Source organism: Pseudomonas sp. HTZ2, from assembly GCF_033173945.1.
In the GTDB taxonomy this organism is placed as follows: domain Bacteria; phylum Pseudomonadota; class Gammaproteobacteria; order Pseudomonadales; family Pseudomonadaceae; genus Aquipseudomonas; species Aquipseudomonas guariconensis.
This window is the reverse complement of record NZ_CP137332.1, coordinates 2,281,521-2,306,411: the sequence shown is the minus strand read 5'-3', so window position 1 is coordinate 2,306,411 and position 24,891 is coordinate 2,281,521. Positions and strand designations below refer to the sequence as shown.

At 63.3% G+C, this 24,891-nt stretch carries 25 protein-coding genes, 1 other RNA gene and 1 pseudogene; 9 read left to right on the top strand and 18 right to left on the bottom strand.

From position 1 onward, the window contains the following. Positions 1 to 8: 8 nt before the first annotated feature. Positions 9 to 563 (bottom strand): YecA/YgfB family protein, encoded by a 555-nt coding sequence (locus tag R6G97_RS10670; protein WP_043212150.1) that lies wholly within the window; start codon positions 561 to 563, stop codon positions 9 to 11. A 153-nt stretch (positions 564 to 716) separates the two neighbouring features. Here R6G97_RS10670 and R6G97_RS10665 point away from each other — a divergent pair, with 153 nt between their 5' ends. From R6G97_RS10665 to R6G97_RS10650, 4 genes are all read left to right on the top strand, one after another. Beyond that, positions 717 to 926 (top strand): TIGR02449 family protein, encoded by a 210-nt coding sequence (locus tag R6G97_RS10665; RefSeq protein WP_043212148.1) that lies wholly within the window; start codon positions 717 to 719, stop codon positions 924 to 926. Then, positions 923 to 1,240, top strand: a complete 318-nt coding sequence (locus R6G97_RS10660) for a cell division protein ZapA (protein ID WP_043212146.1) — start codon at positions 923 to 925, stop codon at positions 1,238 to 1,240. The genes R6G97_RS10665 and R6G97_RS10660 overlap by 4 nt, the downstream gene beginning before the upstream one ends. Positions 1,241 to 1,257: 17 nt before the next feature. Continuing rightward, positions 1,258 to 1,437, top strand: a non-coding RNA gene (gene ssrS, locus R6G97_RS10655) — 6S RNA. 81 nt (positions 1,438 to 1,518) lie between these two features. Further along, positions 1,519 to 2,127 (top strand): 5-formyltetrahydrofolate cyclo-ligase, encoded by a 609-nt coding sequence (locus R6G97_RS10650; RefSeq protein WP_090343479.1) that lies wholly within the window; start codon positions 1,519 to 1,521, stop codon positions 2,125 to 2,127. A gap of 18 nt (positions 2,128 to 2,145) precedes the next feature. Here the strand turns inward: R6G97_RS10650 and R6G97_RS10645 are convergent, their stop codons facing one another. Continuing rightward, complete coding sequence (locus R6G97_RS10645; RefSeq protein ID WP_167358061.1) at positions 2,146 to 2,295, bottom strand: hypothetical protein; 150 nt, start codon at positions 2,293 to 2,295, stop codon at positions 2,146 to 2,148. 177 nt (positions 2,296 to 2,472) lie between these two features. Here R6G97_RS10645 and R6G97_RS10640 point away from each other — a divergent pair, with 177 nt between their 5' ends. Next, positions 2,473 to 2,925 (top strand): EVE domain-containing protein, encoded by a 453-nt coding sequence (locus R6G97_RS10640; protein WP_043212142.1) that lies wholly within the window; start codon positions 2,473 to 2,475, stop codon positions 2,923 to 2,925. A gap of 73 nt (positions 2,926 to 2,998) precedes the next feature. On the opposite strand, the gene R6G97_RS10635 is transcribed toward R6G97_RS10640, so the two are convergent. Further along, positions 2,999 to 3,403, bottom strand: a complete 405-nt coding sequence (locus R6G97_RS10635; RefSeq protein ID WP_043212140.1) for a flagellar basal body-associated protein FliL — start codon at positions 3,401 to 3,403, stop codon at positions 2,999 to 3,001. Positions 3,404 to 3,560: 157 nt separating this feature from the next. Between R6G97_RS10635 and R6G97_RS10630 the strand changes: the two genes are divergently transcribed. Beyond that, the gene (locus R6G97_RS10630) at positions 3,561 to 4,538 is read left to right on the top strand and encodes an NADPH:quinone oxidoreductase family protein (RefSeq protein WP_090343480.1); all 978 of its coding nucleotides are present in this window, start codon (positions 3,561 to 3,563) and stop codon (positions 4,536 to 4,538) included. A gap of 75 nt (positions 4,539 to 4,613) precedes the next feature. Here R6G97_RS10630 and R6G97_RS10625 read toward each other — a convergent pair whose 3' ends face one another. From R6G97_RS10625 to trxA, 5 genes are all read right to left on the bottom strand, one after another. Continuing rightward, positions 4,614 to 5,264, bottom strand: coding sequence for a gamma-glutamylcyclotransferase (locus R6G97_RS10625; RefSeq protein WP_043212177.1), 651 nt, complete (start codon positions 5,262 to 5,264; stop codon positions 4,614 to 4,616). Between the two features lie 278 nt (positions 5,265 to 5,542). Next, positions 5,543 to 6,511 (bottom strand): CDP-6-deoxy-delta-3,4-glucoseen reductase, encoded by a 969-nt coding sequence (locus R6G97_RS10620; RefSeq protein ID WP_043212136.1) that lies wholly within the window; start codon positions 6,509 to 6,511, stop codon positions 5,543 to 5,545. Continuing rightward, entirely contained in the window at positions 6,511 to 7,977 is a 1,467-nt protein-coding gene (gene ubiD / locus R6G97_RS10615) for a 4-hydroxy-3-polyprenylbenzoate decarboxylase (protein ID WP_070093669.1), read from the bottom strand. The genes R6G97_RS10620 and ubiD overlap by 1 nt, the downstream gene beginning before the upstream one ends. A 205-nt stretch (positions 7,978 to 8,182) precedes the next feature. After that, on the bottom strand, positions 8,183 to 9,442 hold the full coding sequence (gene rho, locus R6G97_RS10610) for a transcription termination factor Rho (RefSeq protein WP_043212134.1): 1,260 nt from the start codon (positions 9,440 to 9,442) through the stop codon (positions 8,183 to 8,185). A gap of 327 nt (positions 9,443 to 9,769) precedes the next feature. Then, positions 9,770 to 10,096, bottom strand: coding sequence for a thioredoxin TrxA (gene trxA, locus R6G97_RS10605; RefSeq protein WP_012274768.1), 327 nt, complete (start codon positions 10,094 to 10,096; stop codon positions 9,770 to 9,772). A gap of 247 nt (positions 10,097 to 10,343) precedes the next feature. Here trxA and ppx point away from each other — a divergent pair, with 247 nt between their 5' ends. Then, positions 10,344 to 11,846 (top strand): exopolyphosphatase, encoded by a 1,503-nt coding sequence (gene ppx / locus R6G97_RS10600; protein ID WP_043212175.1) that lies wholly within the window; start codon positions 10,344 to 10,346, stop codon positions 11,844 to 11,846. Here ppx and ppk1 read toward each other — a convergent pair. Both ppk1 and R6G97_RS10590 read right to left on the bottom strand, forming a co-directional pair. Beyond that, positions 11,833 to 14,058 carry a polyphosphate kinase 1 gene (gene ppk1, locus R6G97_RS10595; RefSeq protein ID WP_317848077.1) on the bottom strand — a complete coding sequence of 742 codons (2,226 nt, stop codon included), beginning with the start codon at positions 14,056 to 14,058 and terminating at the stop codon, positions 11,833 to 11,835. The genes ppx and ppk1 overlap by 14 nt on opposite strands. Continuing rightward, complete coding sequence (locus tag R6G97_RS10590; RefSeq protein ID WP_043212130.1) at positions 14,055 to 14,279, bottom strand: hypothetical protein; 225 nt, start codon at positions 14,277 to 14,279, stop codon at positions 14,055 to 14,057. Before R6G97_RS10590 ends, ppk1 begins: the two co-directional genes overlap by 4 nt. Before the next feature lie 208 nt (positions 14,280 to 14,487). Between R6G97_RS10590 and R6G97_RS10585 the strand changes: the two genes are divergently transcribed. After that, the gene (locus tag R6G97_RS10585; protein WP_317848076.1) at positions 14,488 to 15,132 is read left to right on the top strand and encodes a DedA family protein; all 645 of its coding nucleotides are present in this window, start codon (positions 14,488 to 14,490) and stop codon (positions 15,130 to 15,132) included. 501 nt (positions 15,133 to 15,633) lie between these two features. Here R6G97_RS10585 and R6G97_RS10580 read toward each other — a convergent pair. After that, positions 15,634 to 16,260: pseudogene (locus R6G97_RS10580) on the bottom strand (sterol desaturase family protein); the annotation flags it as partial. Positions 16,261 to 16,373: 113 nt separating this feature from the next. Here R6G97_RS10580 and elbB point away from each other — a divergent pair. Further along, positions 16,374 to 17,039 carry an isoprenoid biosynthesis glyoxalase ElbB gene (gene elbB, locus R6G97_RS10575; RefSeq protein WP_043212126.1) on the top strand — a complete coding sequence of 222 codons (666 nt, stop codon included), beginning with the start codon at positions 16,374 to 16,376 and terminating at the stop codon, positions 17,037 to 17,039. A gap of 53 nt (positions 17,040 to 17,092) precedes the next feature. On the opposite strand, the gene R6G97_RS10570 is transcribed toward elbB, so the two are convergent. The 7 genes from R6G97_RS10570 to R6G97_RS10540 all read right to left on the bottom strand — a co-directional run bounded on the left by R6G97_RS10570 (position 17,093) and on the right by R6G97_RS10540 (position 24,753). After that, the gene (locus R6G97_RS10570) at positions 17,093 to 17,545 is read right to left on the bottom strand and encodes a YaiI/YqxD family protein (RefSeq protein WP_070571798.1); all 453 of its coding nucleotides are present in this window, start codon (positions 17,543 to 17,545) and stop codon (positions 17,093 to 17,095) included. Between the two features lie 98 nt (positions 17,546 to 17,643). Beyond that, on the bottom strand, positions 17,644 to 19,587 hold the full coding sequence (locus R6G97_RS10565) for a cytochrome c/FTR1 family iron permease (protein WP_317848075.1): 1,944 nt from the start codon (positions 19,585 to 19,587) through the stop codon (positions 17,644 to 17,646). A gap of 127 nt (positions 19,588 to 19,714) precedes the next feature. Then, entirely contained in the window at positions 19,715 to 21,136 is a 1,422-nt protein-coding gene (locus R6G97_RS10560; protein WP_317848074.1) for a TolC family protein, read from the bottom strand. Next, entirely contained in the window at positions 21,133 to 22,008 is an 876-nt protein-coding gene (locus R6G97_RS10555) for an efflux RND transporter periplasmic adaptor subunit (protein ID WP_043212120.1), read from the bottom strand. The genes R6G97_RS10560 and R6G97_RS10555 overlap by 4 nt, the downstream gene beginning before the upstream one ends. Beyond that, positions 22,005 to 22,217, bottom strand: a complete 213-nt coding sequence (locus R6G97_RS10550; RefSeq protein ID WP_043212118.1) for a DUF1656 domain-containing protein — start codon at positions 22,215 to 22,217, stop codon at positions 22,005 to 22,007. Before R6G97_RS10550 ends, R6G97_RS10555 begins: the two co-directional genes overlap by 4 nt. Further along, the gene (locus R6G97_RS10545) at positions 22,214 to 24,304 is read right to left on the bottom strand and encodes an FUSC family protein (RefSeq protein WP_317848073.1); all 2,091 of its coding nucleotides are present in this window, start codon (positions 24,302 to 24,304) and stop codon (positions 22,214 to 22,216) included. Before R6G97_RS10545 ends, R6G97_RS10550 begins: the two co-directional genes overlap by 4 nt. After that, positions 24,301 to 24,753: a MarR family winged helix-turn-helix transcriptional regulator gene (locus R6G97_RS10540; RefSeq protein ID WP_182816911.1), complete on the bottom strand. Its 453-nt coding sequence runs from the start codon at positions 24,751 to 24,753 to the stop codon at positions 24,301 to 24,303. Before R6G97_RS10540 ends, R6G97_RS10545 begins: the two co-directional genes overlap by 4 nt. Between the last annotated feature and the right edge of the window lie 138 nt (positions 24,754 to 24,891).

Genomic DNA, 24,891 nt, shown 5'->3' with positions numbered 1-24,891 from the left:
CCGGGGTATCAGTGCAGCGATGGCTTGGGCGCGGGCGCAGCGGGTTTGGCCAGCTCGGTGTACAGCAACAACGGGGCGACGCGCAGGTACTCCATGACTTCCATGTAGTCGCTCTCACCGTCCTCGGACTCTTCGAGGGCGTCCTGAACCTGGGAAATGGCCACCAAGTCCTGTAGGACTTCCTTGGCTTCGTCGGAGAGGTCCTTGCCGCCGGCGTTGAGCCCGAAGCCTGTGATGAAGCCCTGGCACCATTGGCCCAGGGCAGTGGCACGCTCGGTCAGCGGCGCATCGTCGCCCGGCAGCAGCAGGACGATGGCAATGTCTTCGCCAGTGAGCTCGGCCTTGACCATTTCCTGCAGACCAAGCAAGGCGGCGCGCACGGCATCCACCGGCTCGTTCTCCAGCGCACCGGCGGCGTCGGCCAGCCAGGAATCGGCATCGAAGCCTGCGCCGGCGCAGCTGCGACCGATCAGCAGGCCGTGCAGTTCGGCGGGGGAGACAGGATGGCCATTGCTGGAGAGCAGCGTGGCGAAGGCAGTGTAGGGCGATTGGGTATTGGGCATGGGCAGCTAGGCGCCAGGCGGCGCAATGACTAGAATGAAGACCTTGTATCCTAGCACCGGCAGGCGCGCCAAGACCATCCGCACTGGCTGTACCGCCCCCGGAAGAGGCATGATCGCCAGGCAGTCAACGAGGGAGCGAATCGAGTGCAACCCATGCCAGAGAACGACTTGCAAGCGCTGATGAGCCGATTCGAGTTGCTGATCGAGCGAGTCGAGCAACTAAAACGGCAAAATGCACTCCTACTAGCGCAGGAAAAATCCTGGCGCGAGGAGCGCGCCCACCTCATCGAAAAGAACGAGATCGCAAGGCGAAAGGTCGAGTCGATGATTTTACGCCTCAAGGCCCTGGAGCAAGACTCATGAGTTCAAGCAATAGCGTCACCGTCCAGATCCTCGACAAGGAATACTCGATCATCTGCCCGCCGGAAGAGCGCAACAACCTGGTCAGCGCCGCCCGCTACCTGGATGGCAAGATGCGCGAGATCCGCAGCAGCGGCAAGGTGATCGGTGCGGACCGCATCGCGGTCATGGCAGCCCTGAACATCACCCACGAACTGCTGCACCGTCAGGAGCGTCCGGATGTTGCCGCCAGCGGCACCACACGCGAGCAAGTGCGCGACCTGCTCGAGCGGGTCGACCAGGCGCTGTCCGACGACGCGGATACCAAAATCGGCTGAGCTTGGTATACTGGCGCCACTCCCTGGGGGATGCGCCAGTCGGTTATGTCCCTGAGCCGATACGCACAACCACGGGGGTTGCACGCTGGGGCCGGTGTGCATGTCCGCCCGACGGAAAGCCTTAACGCCCCCTGCAATCTCCACCTTGAACTTTCGGGTTCAAGGGCTACACCGATAGCGGTCTTGTCGGGGAGCCTGAATTCTTTCTTGCCCGCCTGCCCTGGCGGGCAAATCGTCCGGTCGCCACGGCGTCCGGCACATCTGGGAACGCCTGTGCCATGACCGACACCGCGCCGCTCACCCGCCCCCAATTGCGCCGTCTGCTTCGCAATGCCCGCCGCGCACTGACGCCCGCCCAACAACGCCAAGCCTCCCTCGGCCTGTACCGCCAGCTGGCCCAGCATCCGTTGTTCCGCCGCGCCCGGCACATCGCCCTGTATCTGCCCAACGATGGCGAGATCGATCCGCGCCTGTTGCTGCGCGAGGCCCAACGACGCGGCAAGCGTGTCTACCTGCCGGTACTGCATGCCTGGCCGCGCACGCGCATGGTTTTCCAGCGTTTCGAGCACGGCGAAAAGCTGCGCCCCAACCGCTTCCGCATTCCTGAACCTGTGGTCGAACGCAAGCGCCAACGGCCGATCTGGTCATTGGACCTGATCCTGCTGCCATTGGTGGGATTCGACGAGGTGGGGGGGCGCCTGGGCATGGGAGGCGGCTTCTATGACCGCAGCCTGGCTTACCAGGCGCGCCGCAAGATGTGGAAGAAACCGCTGCTGCTGGGGCTGGCCCATGAGTGCCAGAAAGTGGAGCGGCTAGCTCAGGCCAGTTGGGATGTTCCGCTCAAGGGAACGGTCTCGGACCGAGGCTGGTACCTGGCGCCGGCTTGAACGGCGCCTGCGGACAGATCAGCGCTGCGGCTGGGCTGGATCTACCGGCATCTGGTAGGCGGCGTCCACCTTGCGCTCAAGGAAACTCTGCGCATAACCGGTGGTGACGACACCCAGGCCAAAGATAAAGACCAGGATCCAGAGCAGGTCCGGTTTGCGTTGGTTCATTGATGATTGCCCCCCTAGGCAAACAGTCAGGCTCGGCAACCTTCTTGGTGCTGCCGGAGCGTCAAGCTTAAAATCGGCGCATTTTCCGACAACCTGAGTCGACACGCAAACGTTGACGCCAACCGACTGTCGGTTAAATGCGTCAGGTTATTTCAAACTTTTTCAGGAGCCTCACCCATGGCCTATTGGCTGATGAAATCCGAGCCAGACGAGCTCTCCATCGAAGCCCTGGCAGGTCTCGGACAGGCGCGCTGGGACGGGGTGCGCAACTATCAGGCCCGTAATTTCCTGCGCGCCATGAGCGTGGGCGACGAATTCTTCTTTTACCACTCCAGCTGCCCACAGCCGGGCATTGCCGGTATCGCGCGCATCACTGCCTCGGCCTATCCCGACCCGACCGCGCTGGACCCCGAGAGCCATTACTACGACGCCAAGGCCACTGCCGAGAAGAACCCCTGGAGCGCCGTGGACGTTGCCCATGTGAAGACCTTTCGCCAGGTGCTGGGCCTCGGGCTGCTCAAGCAGCAGGCCGCCCTCGACGAACTGCCGTTGGTGCAAAAAGGCAGCCGCTTGTCGGTAATGCCGGTCACGGCCGAACAGTGGGCAGCGATTTTGGCGCTGACGACCTGACACACTGGTAAACCCGGCCCCGCAGGCCCGACGGTAAGCCTTGCGGGAACGGGTCCACCCGTGAAAAGCGCGTTTATTGCACGATCAGGTTGTTGAACAACAAGTCCTCGACGATCGGCTTGCCTTCCTCGGCTTCCATCACCTGCTGAACCTGCTTGAGCGCTTCCTGGCGCAGCTTTTCCTTGGCCTCGACATTGCTCATGTTGTCCACACCCTGCTGGGTGAACAGTGCCACCAGCTGGTTGCGAATCAGCGGTTCATGGTGCTTGACCGCGGTGGCCGCGGCATCACCAGTCACGCGCAGGGCAACGTCGGCCTTGTACACACGCAGCTTGGGGCTGCCGTCGAGGGCATAGTTGCCGACGAAAGGTGGACTTAGGCTGATGTAGGCCACCTTGGGCTCTCCTTCCTTGGCTTCCTCGGCCAGGGCCGCCGCTGGCAACAACAAGGCCAGCATCATCAAGATCCACGCTTTCACGAATTCGCTCCTCAATACAGTTGGCGCCAGCTTACCCAGCACATCGCTCAAACCCAAGCCCGGGCTTATGCCGCCCCATCAGGGCGGGGCATGCTCGTTGACCCGTCCTGTGCCCCTCCTACACTTATCGGCCAACGCACGCAAAGGAATAGCCCCGATGAAAGCAGTGTTGTGCAAAACCCTCGGCCCTGCGCAAAACCTGGTGCTGGAGGAGGTGGCAAGCCCGGTACCGAAGAAGAACGAGCTTCTGCTGGAGGTTCATGCCGCCGGCGTCAACTTTCCCGATACCTTGATCATCGAGGGCAAGTACCAGTTCCAGCCACCGCTGCCGTTCTCCCCTGGGGGTGAAGCGGCCGGCGTGGTAGCGGCGGTCGGGGATAAGGCCGGCGCCTTCGCGGTCGGCGACCGGGTCATGGCACTGACCGGCTGGGGCAGCTTCGCCGAGCAGGTCGCCGTGCCCTTCTATAACGTGCTGCCGATTCCCGCGTCGATGGACTTCGCCACCGCTGCAGCGTTCGGCATGACTTATGGCACCTCGATGCATGCTCTGCGCCAGCGCGGCCAGCTCAAGGCCGGCGAAACCCTATTGGTGCTCGGTGCATCCGGCGGCGTGGGCTTGGCCGCCGTGGAGATCGGCAAAGCCATGGGCGCCCGGGTGATCGCCGCAGCCAGCAGCGCCGAGAAGCTCGCCGTCGCCAAGGCTGCCGGAGCCGATGAGCTGATCGACTACAGCCAGGCCAGCCTGAAGGATGAAATCAAGCGCCTGACCGGGGGCCAGGGCGTCGATGTGGTCTACGACCCGGTGGGTGGCGAACTGTTCGAGCAGGCCGTACGCGGTCTGGCCTGGAACGGTCGACTACTGGTGGTGGGCTTTGCCAGCGGGACCATCCCCCAGTTACCCGTGAACCTGGCATTGCTCAAGGGCGCCGCAGTGCTGGGCGTGTTCTGGGGCGCTTTCGCCCAGCGCCAGCCCGAGGACAACGCAGCCAACTTCCGCCAGTTGTTCGTCTGGCATGCCGAGGGCAAGCTCAAACCGCTGGTGTCGCAGACCTATGCGCTGGCAGAAGCCGGTGCAGCCATCGAGCGATTGGCGCAGCGCAAGGCTGTGGGCAAGTTGGTGGTGCTGACCAAATAGGGGGCTGGGCGAGGCCTGCCCACGGACGGCAAGCCCCCCGAGAGTCGCAAGCACTTGATGGGGAACGGGCGTTTCTTACACCTCGCGCAGGTTATGGCACCTGCGAAACCGCGCTTCCAAATTGCGATCGGGCATCTGGTGGCTGCGCAAGGCGTTGAGCGTCTGTTCGACATAGTCCCGGGTACTGCCATAGCGCCCTTTGGCACTGGCCAGAATCTGACTGAGCAACGCGTCCGGCAGATTGCCGGCATAGCACGGCAGATGCCGCTCCAGCACAAAACCCAGGGCCTGCACCTTGCTGCCGTCGCTCAACCGGCAGTTGAGCCAGTGCGGCCGGTACGCCGGGTACGGCATCTCGCGTTGCCACAGGGCCATCAGCGAGTCATCCAGGTTGTTCTCGTCCAGGCGATAGGCAAAACCGCTGCACGAGCCACCACGGTCCAGGCCGAACACGAGCCCCGGGCAATCGGGCGTGCCACGATGCTCGTGGGACCATAGATACAGGCCCCTGTGGTACCCATGCACGCGCGCCCGCTGGCGCTCGACCGAATTGCATTCCGGCCGCCAGATCAGCGAACCATAGGCGAACAACCACACCGGTCCACCTTCGTGACGCGACATGGTCAGTTTCATGGAGTGATGCAACTGCTCTTCGGTCAACTGCTGACCGAAATCCAGCGAAGGAGGATAAGTCACCTGCCACGACGAACTTTCAAGTGTCGACATCATGCTGCCGCCATTATTCCCCGTAAACTACCGAAGGCTGTCACTGTAAAAGCCGTGACGCCTCGCTGGAATTACCGTACGGCAGAAAGTGTCCGGAACTCAAGTCAAAAGTATTGCGTGAGCCCAGTATTCATCTGCCTTTGCGGATAACAGACAGGTATTGTTCCGAGTATAGTGAAAGTTATTAACCGCGGCGGCAACAATGAGCGCCTTATAATACGAATGGCACACTTCGGTTATTAAAAACGGCACACCTTTGCGGTGTGCCGTGTGCTGTTTCAGGCCCGCGGTGCGTAGGCGAAAACATCGGCGCGCATGCGATGCGCATCCATACCGGCCTCGACCAACGCATCCAGAGTCGCGTAGACCATGGTGGGCGAACCGCTGGCATAGACATGCACCTGATTCAAGTCAGCGATATCTTCGCAGACCGCTTCATGCAACAGCCCACAGCGTCCTTCCCAACCGCACAGATCACTCACCACCTTGTGCAGGAAAAGATTCGGCAACTGCTCCCATTCGGACCAATGCTCGATCTGGTAGAAGTCCTCGGGTCGACGCACGCCCCAATACAGGTGAACCGGATGCTTGAAGCCTTGGGCGCGGCAATGCTCGATCAGACTGTGCATCTGGCCCATGCCGGTACCGGCGGCGATCAATACCAGCGGCCCGTCCGGCAATTCGGCCAGGTGCGCGTCGCCAAACGGCAGCTCGATGCGTGCCACGCCGTCGCGCTGCAACTGGCTGATCAGTTGCCGGGCGCTGTTTTCACGCGCCAGCACATGCAGCTCCAGGTCACGACCGCCATGGGGGGCCGATGCCAGGGAGAAGGCCGCCTTGTCGGCTCCCTCACGTTCGATCATCAGGTATTGTCCGGCGTGATAGCGCGGCGCCTTGCCGGCGGGGGCGCGCAGGCGCACGCGCCAGACGTCGCCACCAACCTCGACGCACTCACTCAAGGTGCAGGCCAGCTTGCGCACCGGCAACTCACCCAGGGCCAGCACACCATCCCAGAGCACCACGCAGTCCTCCAGCGGCTCGGCGATGCAGGTGAACAGCTCGCCATGATCGCGAACTTCACCTTCTTGGCGCACCCGCCCTTCTACCAGCAGCGCGGCGCAAACGTGGCAATTGCCGTTGCGGCAGCTGTTGGGGCAGTCATAACCCAGACGCCGGGCCGCATCCAGAATCCGTTCTCCGGGCTCGACGGCCAGTACCGCTCCGGACGGCTGCAACGTTACCTGCATCAATCTATTCCCAACTGATCCCACAGCTCATCGATACGGCGGGTGACGGCCTCGTCCTTGACGATGGCACGCCCCCATTCGCGTGTAGTCTCGCCCGGCCACTTGTGCGTGGCATCCAGGCCCATCTTCGACCCCAGGCCCGATACCGGCGACGCGAAGTCGAGGTAGTCGATCGGCGTGTTGTCGATCATCACCGTATCACGCTTGGGGTCCATGCGCGTGGTGATGGCCCAGATCACGTCGTTCCAGTCACGGGCGTTGATGTCATCGTCGGTGACAATAACGAACTTGGTGTACATGAACTGTCGCAGGAACGACCACACACCCAGCATCACGCGCTTGGCGTGCCCTGGATACTGCTTTTTCATGGTCACCACCGCCATCCGGTACGAGCAACCTTCCGGCGGCAGATAGAAATCGACGATCTCCGGGAACTGCTTCTGCAGGATCGGCACGAACACTTCGTTCAGCGCCACGCCCAGGATCGCCGGCTCATCCGGCGGACGGCCAGTGTAGGTGCTGTGGTAGATCGGCTTTTGCCGGTGGGTGATGCGCTCGACGGTGAAGACCGGGAAGCTGTCCACCTCGTTGTAGTAACCGGTGTGGTCGCCATACGGCCCTTCCGGGGCCATTTCACCTGGGTGGATCACCCCTTCGAGAATGATCTCGGCAGTGGCCGGCACCTGCAGGTCGCTGCCACGGCATTTGACCAGCTCGGTGCGATTGCCGCGCAACAGGCCTGCGAAGGCGTATTCGGAGAGCGTGTCCGGCACGGGGGTCACGGCACCGAGGATGGTCGCCGGATCCGCCCCCAAGGCAACGGCCACGGGGAATGGCTGCCCGGGGTGCTTCTCGCACCATTCACGGTAGTCCAGCGCACCGCCACGGTGGCTCAGCCAACGCATGATGACCTTGTTGCGGCCGATCAGCTGCTGGCGGTAGATACCGAGATTCTGGCGATCCTTGTTGGGGCCGCGGGTGACGGTCAGGCCCCAAGTGATCAGTGGCGCCACATCGCCCGGCCAGCAGTGCTGGATCGGAAGCTGGGTGAGGTCGACGTCCTCGCCCTCGACCACGACTTCTTGGCACACCGCGTCCTTGACGACCTTCGGCGCCATGGACACGACTTTCTTGAAGATCGGCAGCTTGGACCAGGCGTCCTTGAGCCCTTTCGGCGGCTCGGGCTCCTTGAGGAAGGCCAGCAGCTTACCGATTTCACGCAGCTCATCGACCGACTCGGCGCCCATGCCCATGGCCACGCGCTCCGGCGTACCGAATAGGTTACCCAGCACAGGCATGTCGAAGCCGGTGGGCTTTTCGAACAGCAGCGCCGGGCCCTTGGCGCGCAGGGTGCGGTCGCAGACTTCGGTCATTTCCAGGATGGGGGAGATCGGAACCTGGATGCGCTTGAGTTCACCGCGCTGTTCCAGGCCACGGATGAAGTCGCGCAAGTCGCGATACTGCATGCAGAAGCCTCGTGTTGGCCGTATCGATCGGGGTTGCAGAGTGTAGCGCCGTTCAAGGCTTTGTTGGGGGCAAAAATGACTTGGGGCCGCTTCGCAGCCCTTCGCATGTAAACCTGCTTCCACCAGAATCGCACGAAACCTGTGGAAGCGGATTTACCCGCGAAGGGGCACGAGGCGGCCCCAATTACATCCTGATCTACAGCGTTTACTTGCGCTTCATCGACAGGAAGAACTCGTCGTTGGTCTTGGTCTGCTTGAGCTTGTCGACTAAGAATTCGATGGCGGCAACTTCATCCATCGGGTGCAGCAGCTTGCGCAGAATCCACATGCGCTGCAGTTCGTCGTCGGCGGTCAGCAGCTCTTCGCGACGGGTACCGGACTTGTTGATGTTGATGGCCGGGAACACGCGCTTCTCGGCAATGCGACGGTCCAGCGGCAGTTCCATGTTGCCGGTGCCCTTGAACTCTTCGTAGATCACTTCGTCCATCTTCGAGCCGGTTTCGACCAGCGCGGTGGCGATGATGGTCAGCGAACCACCTTCCTCGATGTTACGCGCCGCACCGAAGAAGCGCTTTGGCTTTTCCAGGGCGTGGGCGTCGACACCACCGGTCAGGACCTTGCCGGAGCTCGGAATGACGGTGTTGTAGGCACGGGCCAGACGGGTGATGGAGTCGAGCAGGATGACCACGTCCTTCTTGTGCTCGACCAGGCGCTTGGCCTTCTCGATGACCATCTCGGCAACCTGCACGTGACGGGTCGGCGGCTCATCGAAGGTCGAGGCGACCACTTCGCCGCGTACGGTGCGCTGCATCTCGGTCACTTCTTCCGGGCGCTCGTCGATCAGCAGGACGATCAGGTGGCACTCGGGGTTGTTGCGGGTGATATTGGCCGCGATGTTCTGCAGCATGATGGTCTTGCCCGCTTTCGGCGGAGCGACGATCAGGCCACGCTGGCCTTTACCGATCGGAGCGCACAGGTCGATGACACGGCCAGTGAGGTCTTCGGTAGAGCCGTTGCCGGCTTCCATCTTCAGGCGCTCGTTCGGGAACAGCGGCGTCAGGTTCTCGAACAGGATCTTGTTCTTCGCGTTTTCCGGGCGGTCGAAGTTGATGGTGTCGACTTTCAGCAGGGCGAAGTAACGCTCCCCTTCCTTCGGCGGACGGATCTTGCCGACGATGGTGTCACCAGTGCGCAGGTTGAAGCGACGGATCTGGCTGGGCGAGACGTAGATATCGTCAGGGCCGGCCAGGTAGGAGGCATCCGCCGAACGCAGGAAACCGAAACCATCCTGGAGAATCTCCAGCACGCCGTCACCCGAGATCTCTTCGCCGCTTTTCGCATGCTTCTTCAGCAGGGCGAAAATCACGTCCTGTTTGCGCGAACGGGCCATGTTTTCGATGCCCATCTGTTCGGCCATTTCCAAAAGATCGGTAATCGGCTTTTGCTTGAGTTCAGTCAGGTTCATAAGGGGAGTGACGTAATCATGTAAGAAGGGAGAATTAAGCGTTGGCTTAATGAGGCCGCGCCGCTAGATGGCGACAGGATCGCGTACTGATTCGAATTAGGGATGCTTCGGCGACGGCGTGCAGAGGGCACCGGAGAAACAGTGCGAGGCCGAATGTAACACTTGCTTTTTTCGACGTCTAGGGGTTTTGACTGGGTAAATCGTGCCTCGTGGGAACCGGTTTACCTGTGAAGGCAGCCGTGGCTTCACCCTCGAATTCGCGGGCAATCCTGCACTCACAAGCGCTTGGGCCCAGAAAAAAGCCCCGCATGTGCGGGGCTTTTCACATCACAGGTGGGCGTCGAGGAACGCGGCCAGCTGGGACTTGGACAGGGCGCCGACCTTGGTCGCTTCGACGTTGCCGTTCTTGAACAGCATCAGGGTCGGGATACCACGCACGCCATGCTTGGCAGGGGTTTCCTGGTTTTCGTCGATATTCAGCTTGGCGACGGTCAGCTTGCCTTCGTAGGTAGCCGCGATGTCGTCCAGGACCGGAGCGATCATCTTGCATGGGCCGCACCATTCAGCCCAGTAGTCGACCAGCACCGGACCTTGAGCCTGCAGTACGTCGGCTTCGAAGCTGGCGTCGGTGACGTGTTTGATTTTGTCGCTCATGGAAATCTCCAAGGTCGTAAGCAATAAAAAACGTTGCCCATCATAGCTGCACCTACGTCCTACAGGAAGTCGCGCACGATTGAGTGTAACTATAGTTGTGCAAGACGCCACGAATCGAAACTGTCACATCACTGTCATAGCATCGAGTGGCACATTGCCCTGCATCAATCCCGACAATTGTCATGCGTTGGCGCAAGCCATGGATCATGGCAGGATTGGCGGGTTATCGACCGAGAACATCGAGATCATGCCGCATACCACCGCGAAGAACCTGTCTCTGATCGCCGCCATCGACCTTGGCTCCAACAGTTTCCACATGGTCGTGGCCAAGGCCCACCACAGTGAAATCCGCATTCTCGAGCGGCTCGGGGAAAAAGTGCAGCTGGCCGCCGGCATCAGTGAAGAGCGTCAGTTGAGCGAAGAAGCCATGCAGCGCGGCCTCGAATGCCTCAAGCGCTTCTCGCAACTGATCAACGGCATGCCCCAGGGCGCCGTGCGCATCGTCGGCACCAACGCCCTGCGCGAAGCACGCAACCGCAACGAATTCATCCTGCGCGCCGAAGCCATCCTCGGCCATCCGGTCGAGGTCATCTCCGGCCGCGAGGAAGCTCGCCTGATCTACCTGGGCGTCTCCCACACGCTGGCCGATACCCCGGGCAAGCGCCTGGTCGCCGACATCGGCGGCGGCAGCACCGAGTTCATCATCGGCCAGCGCTTCGAGCCGCTGCTGCGCGAGAGCCTGCAGATGGGCTGCGTCAGCTTCACCCAACGATATTTCCGCGACGGCAAGATCACCCCCGCACGCTACGCCCAGGCTTATACCGCCGCACGCCTGGAGTTGATGAGCATCGAGAACGCCCTGCATCGCCTGACTTGGGACGAAGCCATCGGCTCGTCTGGCACCATCCGTGCCATTGGCGCGGCGATCAAGGCCAACGGCATGGGCAGTGGCGAGGTCAACGCCGAAGGCCTGGCGGCGCTCAAGCGCAAATTGTTCAAGCTCGGCGAGGTCGACAAAATCGATTTCGAAGGCGTCAAGCCGGATCGTCGCGCGATCTTCCCGGCAGGCCTGGCGATTCTCGAGGCGATCTTCGACGCCCTCGAACTGCAACGCATGGACCATTGTGACGGCGCCCTGCGCGAAGGCGTACTGTACGACCTGCTAGGCCGTCACCATCACGAGGACGTTCGTGAGCGCACCCTGAATTCGCTGATGGAGCGCTACCACGTCGACCAAGGCCAAGCGGCACGTGTCGAACGCAAGGCGCTGCATGCGTTCGACCAAGTGGCCAAGGCCTGGGGCCTGGAAGAAGGCAACTGGCGGGACCTGCTGAGCTGGGCGGCGAAAGTGCACGAGGTCGGGTTGGATATCGCCCACTACCACTACCACAAGCATGGCGCCTATCTGATCGAACACTCCGATCTGGCTGGTTTCTCCCGCGAGGACCAGCAGATGCTGGCCCTGCTGGTTCGTGGCCACCGCCGTAACATTCCCAAGGACAAGTTCGCGGAGTTCGGCGATGAAGGCGTGCAGTTGATCCGTCTGTGCGTGCTGCTGCGCTTCGCCATCCTGTTCCACCACATCCGCGGTACACAGCAGATGCCGAAGGTGGAGCTCAAGGCAGGCGAGGACAACCTGGAAGTGGTATTCCCGCAGGGCTGGCTGGAAGAAAACCAGCTGACCCAGGCCGACTTCGCCAACGAGGCGCAGTGGCTGGCCCGGGTCAACTTCATCCTCAGCGTACGTTGAGAACCGGATTGCTCAGGCGCTCGAGCAGGGCGGCCTGGGCATTGCGCGGGTTCTGGTTGCCGGTCGGCGTGCTGCGCACGTAGCGGCCGTCCGGCTGCAGGATCCATGCGTGGGTATTGTCGGTGAGGTAACCCTCGAGCTCCTTCTTGACCCGCAGCACCAGCTTTTTACCTTCCACCGGGAAGCAGGTCTCGACGCGCTTGTCGAGGTTGCGCTCCATCCAATCGGCGCTGGACAGGAACATCTGCTCCTCGCCGCCATTGAGGAAGTAGAACACCCGCGTGTGCTCCAGGAAGCGACCGATGATCGAGCGCACCTGGATATTGTGTGAAACCCCCGGAATCCCTGGGCGCAGGCAGCACATACCGCGGACCACCAGATCGATGCGCACGCCCGACTGGCTGGCCTTGTACAAGGCTTTGATGACCTTGGCATCGGTCAGCGAGTTGAACTTGGCGATGATGTGCGCAGGCTTGCCTTCCACTGCGAACTGGGTTTCCCGGGCAATCATGTCCAGCATGCCCTTTTTCAGGGTGAACGGCGCGTGCAGCAGCTTCTTCATACGCAGGGTTTTGCCCATGCCGATCAGCTGGCTGAACAGCTTGCCGACGTCCTCGGTCAGCGCATCGTCGGACGTGAGCAGGCTGTAGTCGGTGTAGAGGCGCGCATTACCGGCGTGGTAGTTGCCCGTGCCCAAGTGGGCATAGCGCACGATCTCGCCCTGTTCACGACGCAGGATCAACATCATCTTGGCGTGGGTCTTGAAGCCGACCACGCCATAGATCACCACCGCACCCGCAGCCTGCAGACGGCTGGCCATCTGTAGGTTGGACTCTTCGTCGAAGCGCGCACGCAGCTCGATCACCGCCGTGACCTCCTTGCCGTTGCGCGCCGCATCCACCAGGGCGTCGACGATCTCGGAGTTGGCGCCGCTGCGGTACAGGGTCTGGCGCACGGCGAGCACGTGCGGATCCTTGGCGGCCTGGCGCAGCAGGTCGACCACCGGGGTGAAGGACTCGAACGGGTGCATCAGCAGCACGTCCTGCTTGCCGATCACGCTGAAGATGTTGTCGGCGTTTTGCAGAATCTTCGGAATCGCCGGGGTGAATGGGGTGTATTGCAGCTCAGGGTGGCTGTCCAGGCCGGTGATGCTGAACAGCCGGGTCAGGTTGACCGGGCCATTGACCTGGTACAGCTCGCTCTCGCTCAGGCTGAACTGCTTGAGCAGGTAGTCCGACAGGTGTTTAGGGCAATTGTCGGCCACTTCCAGGCGCACAGCGTCCCCGTAGCGGCGCGAGAAGAGTTCGCCACGCAGAGCCCGCGCCAGGTCTTCGACATCCTCGGAATCCAGCGCAAGGTCAGCGTTACGGGTCAGGCGGAACTGGTAGCAGCCCTTGACCTTCATGCCTTGGAACAGGTCATCGGCGTGGGCGTGGATCATCGAGGACAGGAACACGAAGTTGTCCCCGGCGCCACCGACGTCTTCCGGCACACGAATCACCCGCGGCAACAGGCGCGGTGCCGGGATGATGGCCAGACCCGAATCGCGGCCGAAGGCATCGACACCTTCGAGCTCGACGATGAAGTTCAGGCTTTTGTTGACCAGCAGCGGGAAGGGGTGGGTCGGGTCCAGGCCGATCGGGGTGATGATCGGCGCGATTTCGTCGCGGAAGTAACGACGTACCCAGGTCTTGAGCTTGGTCGTCCAGTGCCGGCGGCGAATGAAGCGGATCTGGTGTTTCTCCAGCTCCGGCAGCAGCACGTCGTTGAGGATCGCGTACTGGCGTTCGACCTCGCCATGGACCAGCTCGCTGATGCGCGCCAGCGCCTGGTGCGGCTGCAGGCCGTCGGCACCGGCTTGCTCGCGGGCGAAGGTGATCTGCTTCTTCAGGCCCGCCACGCGGATCTCGAAGAACTCGTCCAGGTTGCTTGAGAAGATCAACAGGAATTTCAGGCGCTCGAGCAGCGGGTAGGATTCGTCCAGCGCTTGCTCGAGCACCCGAATGTTGAACTGCAGCTGCGAAAGCTCGCGATGAATGTACAGGCTGCTGTCGTCCAGGCTCGGAATGGCGATGGCAGGCGCGGGCGCAGGCGCGACAGCTTCGGCCGCAGGCTCGGCTGCTGGTGGCAGATCCGGCGGGGTCTGCACCATTTCTTCGGGAACCGCCTGGGCATCCTTGATCGCGACAGGTGTTAGCACTTCATTGTTCATCTGACGTTCCTGGAGGGCGTGACTGCCCTCTCGACAATTGAGCGGCGCGGGCAGCGAAAAGAGGTCAGGATGCCATCAGCGCCTGCCCGTTTGAAGCGGCACCAGTCCTGCGCAGCTTCCAGCGGTACATCGAGGGAGAGGATCCTGGTGGAAAACGCATCCCGACGGTCGCTGCGCAGCCTGGTGGCAAGAGGAAGGAGGATGAACGGGGCAACGCTCACGGCAGACTCCTGGGCCCGCGCACGCGGGCTGGCGCGACAGTTATAAGCCGCCATTATGACGCTGGGATGACAGTATTGGGCAACCCTTTGACCAGAGGCCAAAGCGACCTTTCCTGTAGGAATTGTTCACGTCGAGACACATTTGGACACTTTCCCGAACGCGCGCGAAGGGGTAGGCTGCGCGTTCATTTCGCTAGCACCCCAGAAAATGCTTCAACAATTCCTGCAGGATTTCGGCTACTTTGCCCTTTTTCTCGGCACGTTTTTTGAAGGCGAGACCATCCTGGTTCTTGCGGGCTTCCTTGCGTTCCGCGGATACATGGACATCAATCTGGTGGTGCTCACAGCGTTCTTCGGCAGCTATGCCGGCGACCAGTTGTGGTACTTCATGGGCCGCCGTCACGGCCGGGCCATCCTCGCGCGCAAACCACGCTGGCAAGCCATGGGCGACCGGGCACTTGACCACATCCGCCGCCATCCGGACATCTGGGTCCTGAGTTTTCGCTTCGTCTACGGCCTGCGCACGGTCATGCCCGTGGCCATAGGTCTGTCCGGCTACCCACCCCGGCGCTACCTGTTGCTCAACGGCATCGGCGCAGCGGTCTGGGCCCTGGCCCTGGGCGCCGCGGCGTACCACTTCGGCGCCATCCTCGAAGGCATGCTGGGCAATGTGAAGAAGTACGAGCTATGGGTGCTCGGCGGCCTGCTGGCGCTCGGTGGCCTGCTCTGGTTGCGCCGCCGGTTCCGCACCCTGCGCGCCGAGCGCAAGGCAGCCGCAGCGGGTCAGACCCCAGAGACTGGCAACGCTGTATCCCAGGAGCAGCAGCCACCCCAAGGGCGTGACCGGCCCTAAGCCCATGGCACCGGCCAGGTACAGCGCCGGTGCATTCGATGCCAGTCGTGCCAGCTCCAGGCGCCTGGCCCAAGGCCGATTCTCGAGTGCAGCGCCGAGCACGAACAAACCAAACGCCATGACTGTCCAGCCCAGCACGAGGCCGGCCGTGGGCACCTGTTCGGCCACCTGCATGAGGTAGCTGCCCAAGGCAACGTAGGCTGCAAACTGCGCCACGACGTAAACCTGTGACCTTCGCCCCAACGGAATCTCGAACTTGTGAAACCGCGCCAGGTCCGGCTTGGCCTGTGGATAACGTGCCGCGACGTCAGCCGGACGCCAGCCGGTGGGCATGAACCAAATACGCAGTTTGTCCCGCAGCGAGTGGGTACGCCTGGCATCCTCCCAAAGCTGAGCATAGAACTGCAGGTTGGCCCACAGCGGATTCCAGCTGGCCAGCGGTGTGGTCACGCCGAATACCACCGGTTCACGAGGGTCCTCTTCCTGGAAGGTGCCGAACAGTCGATCCCAGAGAATGAACACGCCTGCGTAGTTGCGATCCAAGTACAGAGGGTTTTGCGCATGGTGGACGCGATGGTTGGACGGCGTGATCAGCACCCATTCGAGCCAGCCCAGCTTGGGGATGTGCCGCGTGTGCACCCAGAACTGGTAGAGCAGATTCAGCGAGGCCACGGTAACGAACACCAGCGGTGGCACGCCGATCAGCGCCAGGGGCAGGTAAAAGATCCAGGAGAAGATGAAGCCGCTGCTGGTCTGGCGCAGGGCGGTGGTGAGGTTGTACTCCTCGCTCTGGTGATGCACCGAATGGGCGGCCCAGAGAATATTGCGCTCATGTCCCAGGCGGTGCAGCCAGTAATAGCACAAGTCGTACAGCACGAAAGCCAGCAGCCAGGTCCACCAGGCGTCCCCCGGCAGGCGCGAGAAGGCCAGATATTCCCAGGCCAGGGCGTAGCTCACCAGCCCCACGCCTTTGGTCAACAGGCCGGTGCTGGTCGACAGCACGCCCGTGCTCAGGCTGTTGATCGCATCGGCCAGCCGGTAGTTGCGCTGACCACGCACGCGGTCGGCAATCAGCTCCACGGCGATCAGCACGAAAAAGAACGGCACGGCCAGCAGAATCAGGTCCATGGACAAGCATCTCCGGGGTTATCCCCAAAGATTAGGCCTCGTGCGTGGGAAACCCTATGGCGACATCTGCCAAACTAGAGGACATTTAGCGCCTCGACACTGGAGTAATGAGCATGACGAAAAAAGTTGCGGTGATACTTTCCGGCTGTGGCGTCTACGACGGCGCCGAGATCCACGAAAGCGTGATCACGCTGCTGCGCCTCGATCAGCGCGGCGCCCAGGTGCAGTGCTTCGCGCCCAACATCGCCCAGATGCATGTGATCGATCACCTCACTGGCCAGCCCATGCCTGAATCGCGCAACGTGCTGGTGGAGTCGGCGCGCATCGCTCGCGGCCAGATCAAGGACATCCGCGAAGCCAGGGCCGAGGACTTCGACGCACTGATCGTCCCGGGTGGCTTCGGCGCGGCGAAGAACCTGTCCAACTTTGCCGTCGAGGGCGCCAACTGCACCGTCAATCCGGACGTGCTGGCACTGGCCGAAGCGTTCGCCGAGGCGGGTAAGCCGGTGGGTCTGATCTGCATTTCCCCGGCGCTGGCGGCGAAGATCTACGGCCCGGGCGTGGTCTGCACCATCGGTACCGACGCCGACACCAGCGCGGCGGTGGTGAAGATGGGCGGTACCCACGAGGAGTGCGATGTGCACGACATCGTCGAGGACACCCAACGCAAGTTAGTGACCACACCCGCCTACATGCTGGCCACGTCCATCAGCGAGGCGGCCAGCGGTATCTACAAGCTGGTGGATCGAGTGCTGGAGCTGACCCACGAGAACGATTGACCAGCTCCGCCCCCAAGCAGTCGGATACCCATCCAACCCTTGGGGGCTGTTCGTCACACCTTCGACAGCCGGGTGAGAATCCGGTCCAGGGCATTGGCGAATGCCTGCTTCTCCCGCTCGCCATAAGGCGCCTGCCCTCCCCCGACCTGCCCTTGCTCGCGTAGCTCGGTGAACAGGTTGCGCACCGCCAGGCGCTCGCCCATGTTGCGCTCATCGAACTCACGCCCACGCGGGTCGAGGGCGGACACACCCTTCTTGATCAGGCGATCGGCCAACGGCACGTCGCTGCAGATCACCAGCTCGCCCGGCACGGCGTTTTCCACCAGATAGTCATCGGCCGCGTCCATGCCGCTGGGCACCACGATCAGCCGAACACAGGCAAACGCCGGCTTGATCTGGGCCTGGCCGGCCACCAGCACCACCTCGAACTTGCGCTTGAGGGCGAACTTGACGATCAGGTCCTTGGCCGCCTTGGGACAGGCGTCGGCATCGATCCATACACGCATTGCAGGTGTTTCCTCGAAATCGTTGGGGAGGGCTTGCCCCACCAATCGCGGCCCAAGGCCGCTCCCACAGGTTCACAGTATGCCTGCGGGAGCGGCTTTCAGCTCGCCGCGATCCGGCGCTTCTCGGCCAGGCGTGACCGCCCATAGAGGAACATGATCGCCAGCAATGCCAGCGCCTGCGCGCCGAGCGAATAGGCATCGGCATGAATGCCCAGCCAGTCGAACTCGAAGAACGCCACGGGCCGCGTGCCCAACACGCCGGCTTCCTGCAGCGCCTTGATGCCATGCCCGGCGAACACGACCGACAAGACGCACAGCAAGGCCGCATTGATCGTGAAGAACAGCGACAACGGCAGTTTGGCCGAGCCACGAAGGATCACCCAGGCCAGGCCCACCAGCAGCACCAGCGCAGTAGCCCCTCCGGCCAGCACGGCGTTGTGGCCCGCTGGGCCGGCCTGCAGCCACAGGGTTTCATAGAACAGGATCACCTCGAACAACTCGCGGTACACCGAGAAGAACGCCAGTACCGCAAAGCCGAAGCGCCCACCACCGCTGACCAGGCTGCTCTTGATGTAGTCCTGCCAGGCCGCAGCGTGGCGACGGTCGTGCATCCACACGCCCAGCCACAGCACCATCACCGCGGCGAATAACGCCGTACAGCCTTCGAGCAGCTCGCGCTGAGCACCACCGACGTCGATCACGTAGGCCGCCAGGGCCCAGGTAGCGAAGCCTGCGACCAGCGCCAAGCCCCAGCCGAGATTGACGCTGCGCACTGCCGATTGCTGGCCGGTATTGCGCAAGAAGGCCAGGATCGCCGCCAGCACCAGGATGGCCTCAAGCCCTTCACGCAGCAGGATCAACAGGCCGGAAACGAAACTCAGCGACCAACTCAGCCCATCGCCGCCCAGCAGCTTGGCGGCGCCGTCGAGCTTGGCCTTGGCCTCGGCCAGGCGCTGCTCGGCCTGGGCGACCGGCAGCCCGTCCTGAAGCGATTGACGATAGGCCATCAGGGCTTTCTCGGTGTCCTTGCGTGCAAGGGTGTCGATGTTATCCAGGGAGCTTTCGACCAGCTCGAAGCCTTCGAGGTAGGCCGCTACCGAGAGGTCATAAGCCTGGTCATGGTCGCCTTCGCGGTAGGCGGCCAAGCTCTTGTCCAGGGTGCTGGCGGTGTACTGGAGCAACTGCGCAGGGCCACGCTTGACCTGCGGCGGCTGGGCACGCTGGGCGCGGAAGGCGAGCACGGCTTCGGCGCCTTCACTGGCAGCGACTTCGGCCGGGGTCTGGCGCGCCAGGTCGGCCAAGTTCCAGGTCTTGTCGCCCTTGGCGGCCTGCGGGTCGGCCGTGAGGCTCGCCACGTAGGCGGCCACATCCCAGCGCTGACGTTCATCGAGCTGGTCGGCGAACGACGGCATCTCGGTGCCTTCGATGCCCAGCGCCAGGGTGTTGTAGAGGTCGAACAGGCTCAGCTGGTCGAGGCGCGCGACACTGCGCAGGTTGGCCGGCGGCGGCTCCAACCCCAGGCCCGCCGGGCCATCGCCGGCACCGGTATCACCGTGGCAGATGGCGCAGTTCTGTGCGTACAGCGAGGCGCCACGGGCCGGATCGGGGGTGATGATCGGCGCCTGGCTGACTTCATAAGCCACCGCCAGTCGTGCGCCCAGCTGGCGGGCCTGCTTGGCGACGACTGCACCCTCCTGGCGTTGGTCGATGGCTTGACGCAGTGCCTGCACACCCTGTTCGAGCCCGTTACGCTCAGGATTGTCCGGCAGGGCCTTGAGCACTTCGGCCAGGACGGCGCTGAACTCCTGCTGCTCGCGGTATTCACCCGCATCCACCACCTTGCCGTCGTGCACGGTCGGTGGGTAGTCGGCGCCGATGTAGTCGAGCAGGTGCAACGCCTTGGCAGCCTCGGCGGGGGATTCGGCCAGCGCCGGGGTGCTGCTCAGCGCCAGTATCGGGCCGAGCAACAAGGCGGGCAGCCAGGCGAGCAGACGGAAGGGGAGCATCATGGCCACTCTCGCGGTAAATACGAAAGAGAACATTGTTCACTTCCACTCCCTTTCGCTCAAGGCTCATGGGCGGATTTCATGAAAAATCTTGTGACAAACTGACGACACTTGCGCCGCGCCGAGGGCGTTGCCCTTGATCATGACGCTCGCGTATGGGTCCTCAAGGCTTGGCCGCCGCGCCCTGCCATCCACCGCCCAAGGCCAGGAATACCCCGATCTGCCCCATGGCCACCTGTGTATTGGCAGCAGCCAGCTGCGCGCGCACATCGGTATAAGTGCGGGTCGCCTGCAGATCGGCCAGGAACGACTCGCGTCCCACCTGGTATCGCAGGTGAGTCTGGTCCGCCGACTCCTTCGCCGAGCGCTCGGCGTCGGCCAGGGCGTCGCGGCGCTCCAGCAACGCGCTGTACTGGGCCAGGCGGGTCTGGGTTTCGCGGATGGCATTGAGTACCACGCCATCGAAATGCGCCAACGCCGCCTGGGTCGAGGCCTCGGCCATGCGGATGCGCGCCCGGGTGCCGTTGGTGGGGATCGTCCAGCTGACCTGCGGGCCGAAGCCCCAACGGTTGGTCGACGGGTCACCGAGGTTTTCAAGGATACCGAGGGTGCCGACCTGGGCGCCGATGCTGATGTCCGGATACAACGCACCGGTGGCCACGCCGATGGCGGCGGTGGCGGCGGCGAGCTGACGTTCGGCCTGGCGCACGTCGGGGCGGCGCTTGAGCAGCGCAGCGCCATCGCCTACCGGAAGCAACTGGGTGATGTGTGGCAGCTCCGCGCAGTCAGCGGTGCCGGCCGGCAGCTGCTCGACCGGCTTGGCCAGCAGGGCCGCCAGGGTGTAAAGGCCAGCCTCACGCTCGGCCTTGAAGCGCGGCAGCTCGGCGCGCAAGGATTTGAACTGGGTCTGCGAACGGGTGACCTGGGTTTCATCCCCGCGGCCAGCGTCGCGCAGGCGCTGGTTCAGTTGCACGCTCTGTTCCTGCAGGTCGAGGGACTCACGGGCGATGTGGTACTCCTCGTTGGCCGAGCACACCTGGGTGTAAGCCTTGACCACGTCGGCCACCAGGGTGATGCGCGCAGTATCGGCCGCGGCCTGCACCGCGTCGGCATTGGCCTTGGCGGCCTCGGTGCCACGCTTGAAGGTGCCCCACAGATCGAACTGGTAGCTGGCGCTGATGATCGCCTCGCCGATGTTGGCCACCGGCACCTTTTCCGGCAGCAGGAAAGCTTCGCCGGATTCCTGCAGCCGCTGGGCGCCGAGCTTGACCCCACCGTTGAAGCCACCCTGGGACTCGGCCACTTCCACCTGGGCACGAGCCTTGGCGATGTTGGCCGCCGCGACGCGTAGCTCGGTGTTGGCCGCCAGGGCCTGGCGCACCAGATCGTTCAAGCGCTGATCCTGGTACAGCTGCCACCAGTCGTCTGGTACCGGCGCCGAGACCACGCTGTCGGCGTCCTGGCGCAGCGGGCCGTTGAGGTCGCTGCGCTGCACGGCGGCGTCCTTGGGCACTTCGTAGTCCGGGCCGACCATCATGCAGGCGCCCAGGGACAGGCACAGCCCCGCCAGGATCAGCTGTTTCATGGCCGCTGGCCCTCGATGATCGACACCGTGGCGGTACGCCCGGCGATCATGCGGAAGTCTTCTGGCACGTCATCGAAGGCGATACGCACCGGGATCCGCTGGGCCAGGCGCACCCAGCTGAAGGCCGGGTTGACGTTGGGCAACAGGTTTGCGCCGCTGCTGCGGTCTCGATCCTCGATGCCCGCCGCCAGGCTCTGCACATGGCCTCGCAGCCGGGTGTTGTCGCCCATCACGCGGATGTCCACGGCATCGCCGATGTGGATACCGCCGAGCTTGGTCTCTTCGAAATAGCCATCGACGTGGTACGAGGCGCTGTCGACCACCGACAGCACTGGCCGCCCGGCGGTGACGAATTCATGAGCACGCGGCGCGCGGTCGTTGAGGTAGCCGTCCACTGGGCTGCGCACTACCGAACGGTCGAGGTTGAGCTGGGCCGTGTCCACCGCCACCTGGGCCTCGCTGACCGCCGAACGAGCGCGTGCCTCACGCGACTGGCTCTCCTCCAACTGCTCGGCCGCCACCAGGTTGCCCAATTTACGGTTGCGCTGCGCCTCACGGGAGGCCTGGGCCAGGGTTTCCTGACGCTCGGCCAGGGTCGCCTTGGCCTGGCGCAGGGCCAGGGTGAAGCGGTCCTGGTCGATGGTGAACAGCACGTCGCCGCGCTTGATCATCTGGTTGTCGCGCACTTCGACCTTCTGGATAAGCCCCGATACGTCCGGGGCGATCTGGATCACGTCGGCACGAATGTGCCCATCGCGCGTCCAGGGCGCGAACATGTAGTACACGACCATCTGCCAGACCAGCACGGCCGCGAAGGTCACCACCAGCAATGTCAGGACCACTCGGCCCAAGGTCAACAACGGTTTTTTCATGGCAGCATCAGGTTTCGACAAAAGTGATCCACCGCGCCAAGGAGCACGGCGTAAAGGGCAACGTTGAACAACGCCCGGTGCCAGACCAGGCGGTAGAACCCAAGGCGCACCAGCACGGCGTGCACGCCCAGGAACAACAGGTAGGTGAAGACCATCATCACCAGCAGCGTGGGCAGAAATACCCCGCTGATATCCAGATCACCGATCACAGTGGGGCTCCATCGATGCCCGGGGGCAATTGCGGTTGGTCGGCCGGTTCGAGCATCACCTCGACGCCCGGCAACAGCGCCAGACGCAGGCCGCTCAAGGCATGCAACAGGTGCACGCGGGCATCGCCTCGGTCGTTGTCGTGCGCATCCAGGGCCAGCGCCTGGCGGGCGCGCTCCATGTTGCGCAGCAATGCCGCCGGGGCGTGCAGGCGCTCTTTGGCGCGCAGGCACTGGGCATAGTGAGCGCCCACCTCATCCACCACGGTCTGCAGGCGTTCGCGTGGCGCCTGGCCGACTCGCGGCATGTACGCCAGCAAGTCCAGCAGGTTGAGGCCCACACGCAGATCACGCAGCGCCACGCCACTGTCCTGCCCGGTCTGGGCCAGGCGCGGCAGGTGCTGCATCAGGCGGTCGAGCATCTGCACGCCGACATGGCGATGCTCGGCCAGGGTCGCGGGCTGGGTCATCTCGACGATGTCCTGCCAGCTGAAGCGGGTCAGGCGCTTGGCCGCGAGCTCCACGCCAAACGGACGCAACAGCAAGGTCCAGATGAAGGCGAACAGCAAACCCACAGGGCCCGCCATGTTGGCGTTGATGAAGGTCAGGAAGTCAGCGTCGTAGGCGCCCTGGATGCTGATGAAGGTGGCGGTGTTGACGATGGTCAGCAAGGTCCCGAGGTAGAAGCGCGGCTGCACGGTCAAGGTACCGACACAGATGAACGGCACAGCGAAGGCCAGCACCAGCATCGGGAAGTCGTGCAGGTTGGGCAGCACCAGGAACAGGTAGACGCTGGAGAAGATCACCGACATCAGCGTCCAGAAGAAGAACCGATAGATCTGCGGTGCCGGGTCATCCATGGCGGCGAAGAAACTGCACGCCACGGCGGCGAGGATCACCGCGCTGCCACCATCGTTCCAACCGAGCAGGATCCACAGGCCACTGGCGACGATGATCGCGGTGACGGTGGAAAACACCGAGTAGAGCATCAGGCCTCGGTCGAAGAACGGCGTCAGTCGGCCCAGGCGCCAGTGGCGGTACACCGCGCGCCAGGGCGTGGCGTCATCCTTGCGCAGGGCGTGCTGCAGGGCGCAGCAGTCCTGCCAGAGGTCGATCCATTCGCTCAGTCGGTAAAGGGCGTTGGAGAGCAGCAATTGCTGGCGTTGGTCCAGTGCGGCTGCGCTGGGCTGCAGGCGCTCGAGCTGCTCGTGCAGGGCGGTCCAGCGGGCCAGCGAGGCGTCCTTGGCGGTGCCTTCGAGCCAGGCGCGAGCCTCGGCCAGCAGCGGCTGGAGTTGGGCGAACTGGGCCGGGGCGCGGTTTTCCAGCGCAATCAGCGCATCGTCCAAGGCGTCGATCACCGGCAACAGGTGGATCATCCGTCCGCGCAGTTCCCGGGCGTTCTTCAGGGTGTGGGGCCCGGTGCCTTCATGGCCGAGCTGGCCGATCATCATCTCCAGACCGTTGAAGGTGGCAACCATCGAGGCGCGCATGCCGGCGACCTTGTCGGCGGCGACTTCGCGGGCCAGGTAGGTGTCGCTGTAGCGAATCGCCTCGTGGAACCAGCCGTTGGCCGAGCCGAGCACCACCGGCGCCAAGCGGCGCGGCCAGAAGATCGCGCCGACCACCGCCGCGCAGACGATGCCCAGGCAGATTTCCTGGGCTCGGGAGGAGGCCACATCGAACACCGCCAGCGGGTTGTCGACCACAGCCAGGGCGATCATAGGCAAGGTATAGCCGGCCAGCATCAGCACATAGTTGTTGGCCGTGCGCAGGTTCAGCGACAGGAACAGCAGCGTGCCGGTCCACAAGGCAATGGCGACGCAGAGCAGCGCTGGCGACTGTACCAAAGGCGGCACCAGCAAGACCGCCCCGCCGGCACCCAGCAACGTGCCCAAGGCGCGATACAGCGCCTTGGAGCTGGTCGGCCCGACGAAGGGGCTCGAGACGATGTACACCGTGGCCATGGCCCAGTAGGGACGTGGCAATTGCATGAGCAGGGCAATGTACAGGGCGATCATCGAAGCGGCGAAGGTGCGCACGCCATAGAACCAATCGCGGGCCGGTGGGACCGAACTGAAGAAGCCGTTCATGCAAGCCCGCCCGGTGCGACTTGGCTGGCGTCTTCGAAGGCTTGGATCACCCGCAAGGTGGCCTCCAGGTCGGCTTGGTCGATCCCGCGCAACACCTGTCGGCGCAGGCGCACCAGCTCTTCTTCGATCGACTCGGCCAGACGGCGGCCCTCCTTGGTCAGGCTCAGGGCCTTGGCACGGCGGTCCAGGGGATCTTCGCTGCGACATACCAGCTCGGCCTTGCACAGCTGGTCGAGCAGGCGCACCAACGACGGGCTTTCCAGGCCGGCGGCCTGGGCCACCGCGACCTGGTGCACCCCATCGCCCAGGCGCACGATCATCAGCAGTGGCACAGCGCAGGCTTCGGAGATGCCGTAGCCCGTCAGGGCCGCCTGGCAGATGCGTCGCCAGTGGCGGGCGGCCACGACCATGCCGCTGCTGATCTTCATGTGCAGTGCATCAAGCGTCATGAGAGGAACCAAGGATATTCATAGTTTGCTAACTATCAATAGTACGCCTTGCCCTCCCCCTGTCGTCAACCGGGGGCGATGGATCGCCTGGATGAATTGTTGTTCATCTTGGGGACCGTCTGGCCGCTTTCAGCAGGG

What these genes read in the sequence shown, in the direction of transcription:
- R6G97_RS10670 (WP_043212150.1), bottom strand. Translation starts at nt 563, where the DNA reads ATGCCCAATACCCAATCGCCCTACACTGCCTTCGCCACGCTGCTCTCC.
- R6G97_RS10665 (WP_043212148.1), top strand. Translation starts at nt 717, where the DNA reads ATGCCAGAGAACGACTTGCAAGCGCTGATGAGCCGATTCGAGTTGCTG.
- R6G97_RS10660 (WP_043212146.1), top strand. Translation starts at nt 923, where the DNA reads ATGAGTTCAAGCAATAGCGTCACCGTCCAGATCCTCGACAAGGAATAC.
- R6G97_RS10650 (WP_090343479.1), top strand. Translation starts at nt 1,519, where the DNA reads ATGACCGACACCGCGCCGCTCACCCGCCCCCAATTGCGCCGTCTGCTT.
- R6G97_RS10645 (WP_167358061.1), bottom strand. Translation starts at nt 2,295, where the DNA reads ATGAACCAACGCAAACCGGACCTGCTCTGGATCCTGGTCTTTATCTTT.
- R6G97_RS10640 (WP_043212142.1), top strand. Translation starts at nt 2,473, where the DNA reads ATGGCCTATTGGCTGATGAAATCCGAGCCAGACGAGCTCTCCATCGAA.
- R6G97_RS10630 (WP_090343480.1), top strand. Translation starts at nt 3,561, where the DNA reads ATGAAAGCAGTGTTGTGCAAAACCCTCGGCCCTGCGCAAAACCTGGTG.
- R6G97_RS10625 (WP_043212177.1), bottom strand. Translation starts at nt 5,264, where the DNA reads ATGTCGACACTTGAAAGTTCGTCGTGGCAGGTGACTTATCCTCCTTCG.
- R6G97_RS10620 (WP_043212136.1), bottom strand. Translation starts at nt 6,511, where the DNA reads ATGCAGGTAACGTTGCAGCCGTCCGGAGCGGTACTGGCCGTCGAGCCC.
- ubiD (WP_070093669.1), bottom strand. Translation starts at nt 7,977, where the DNA reads ATGCAGTATCGCGACTTGCGCGACTTCATCCGTGGCCTGGAACAGCGC.
- rho (WP_043212134.1), bottom strand. Translation starts at nt 9,442, where the DNA reads ATGAACCTGACTGAACTCAAGCAAAAGCCGATTACCGATCTTTTGGAA.
- trxA (WP_012274768.1), bottom strand. Translation starts at nt 10,096, where the DNA reads ATGAGCGACAAAATCAAACACGTCACCGACGCCAGCTTCGAAGCCGAC.
- ppx (WP_043212175.1), top strand. Translation starts at nt 10,344, where the DNA reads ATGCCGCATACCACCGCGAAGAACCTGTCTCTGATCGCCGCCATCGAC.
- ppk1 (WP_317848077.1), bottom strand. Translation starts at nt 14,058, where the DNA reads ATGAACAATGAAGTGCTAACACCTGTCGCGATCAAGGATGCCCAGGCG.
- R6G97_RS10585 (WP_317848076.1), top strand. Translation starts at nt 14,488, where the DNA reads ATGCTTCAACAATTCCTGCAGGATTTCGGCTACTTTGCCCTTTTTCTC.
- elbB (WP_043212126.1), top strand. Translation starts at nt 16,374, where the DNA reads ATGACGAAAAAAGTTGCGGTGATACTTTCCGGCTGTGGCGTCTACGAC.
- R6G97_RS10570 (WP_070571798.1), bottom strand. Translation starts at nt 17,545, where the DNA reads ATGCGTGTATGGATCGATGCCGACGCCTGTCCCAAGGCGGCCAAGGAC.
- R6G97_RS10565 (WP_317848075.1), bottom strand. Translation starts at nt 19,587, where the DNA reads ATGTTCTCTTTCGTATTTACCGCGAGAGTGGCCATGATGCTCCCCTTC.
- R6G97_RS10560 (WP_317848074.1), bottom strand. Translation starts at nt 21,136, where the DNA reads ATGAAACAGCTGATCCTGGCGGGGCTGTGCCTGTCCCTGGGCGCCTGC.
- R6G97_RS10555 (WP_043212120.1), bottom strand. Translation starts at nt 22,008, where the DNA reads ATGAAAAAACCGTTGTTGACCTTGGGCCGAGTGGTCCTGACATTGCTG.
- R6G97_RS10545 (WP_317848073.1), bottom strand. Translation starts at nt 24,304, where the DNA reads ATGAACGGCTTCTTCAGTTCGGTCCCACCGGCCCGCGATTGGTTCTAT.
- R6G97_RS10540 (WP_182816911.1), bottom strand. Translation starts at nt 24,753, where the DNA reads ATGACGCTTGATGCACTGCACATGAAGATCAGCAGCGGCATGGTCGTG.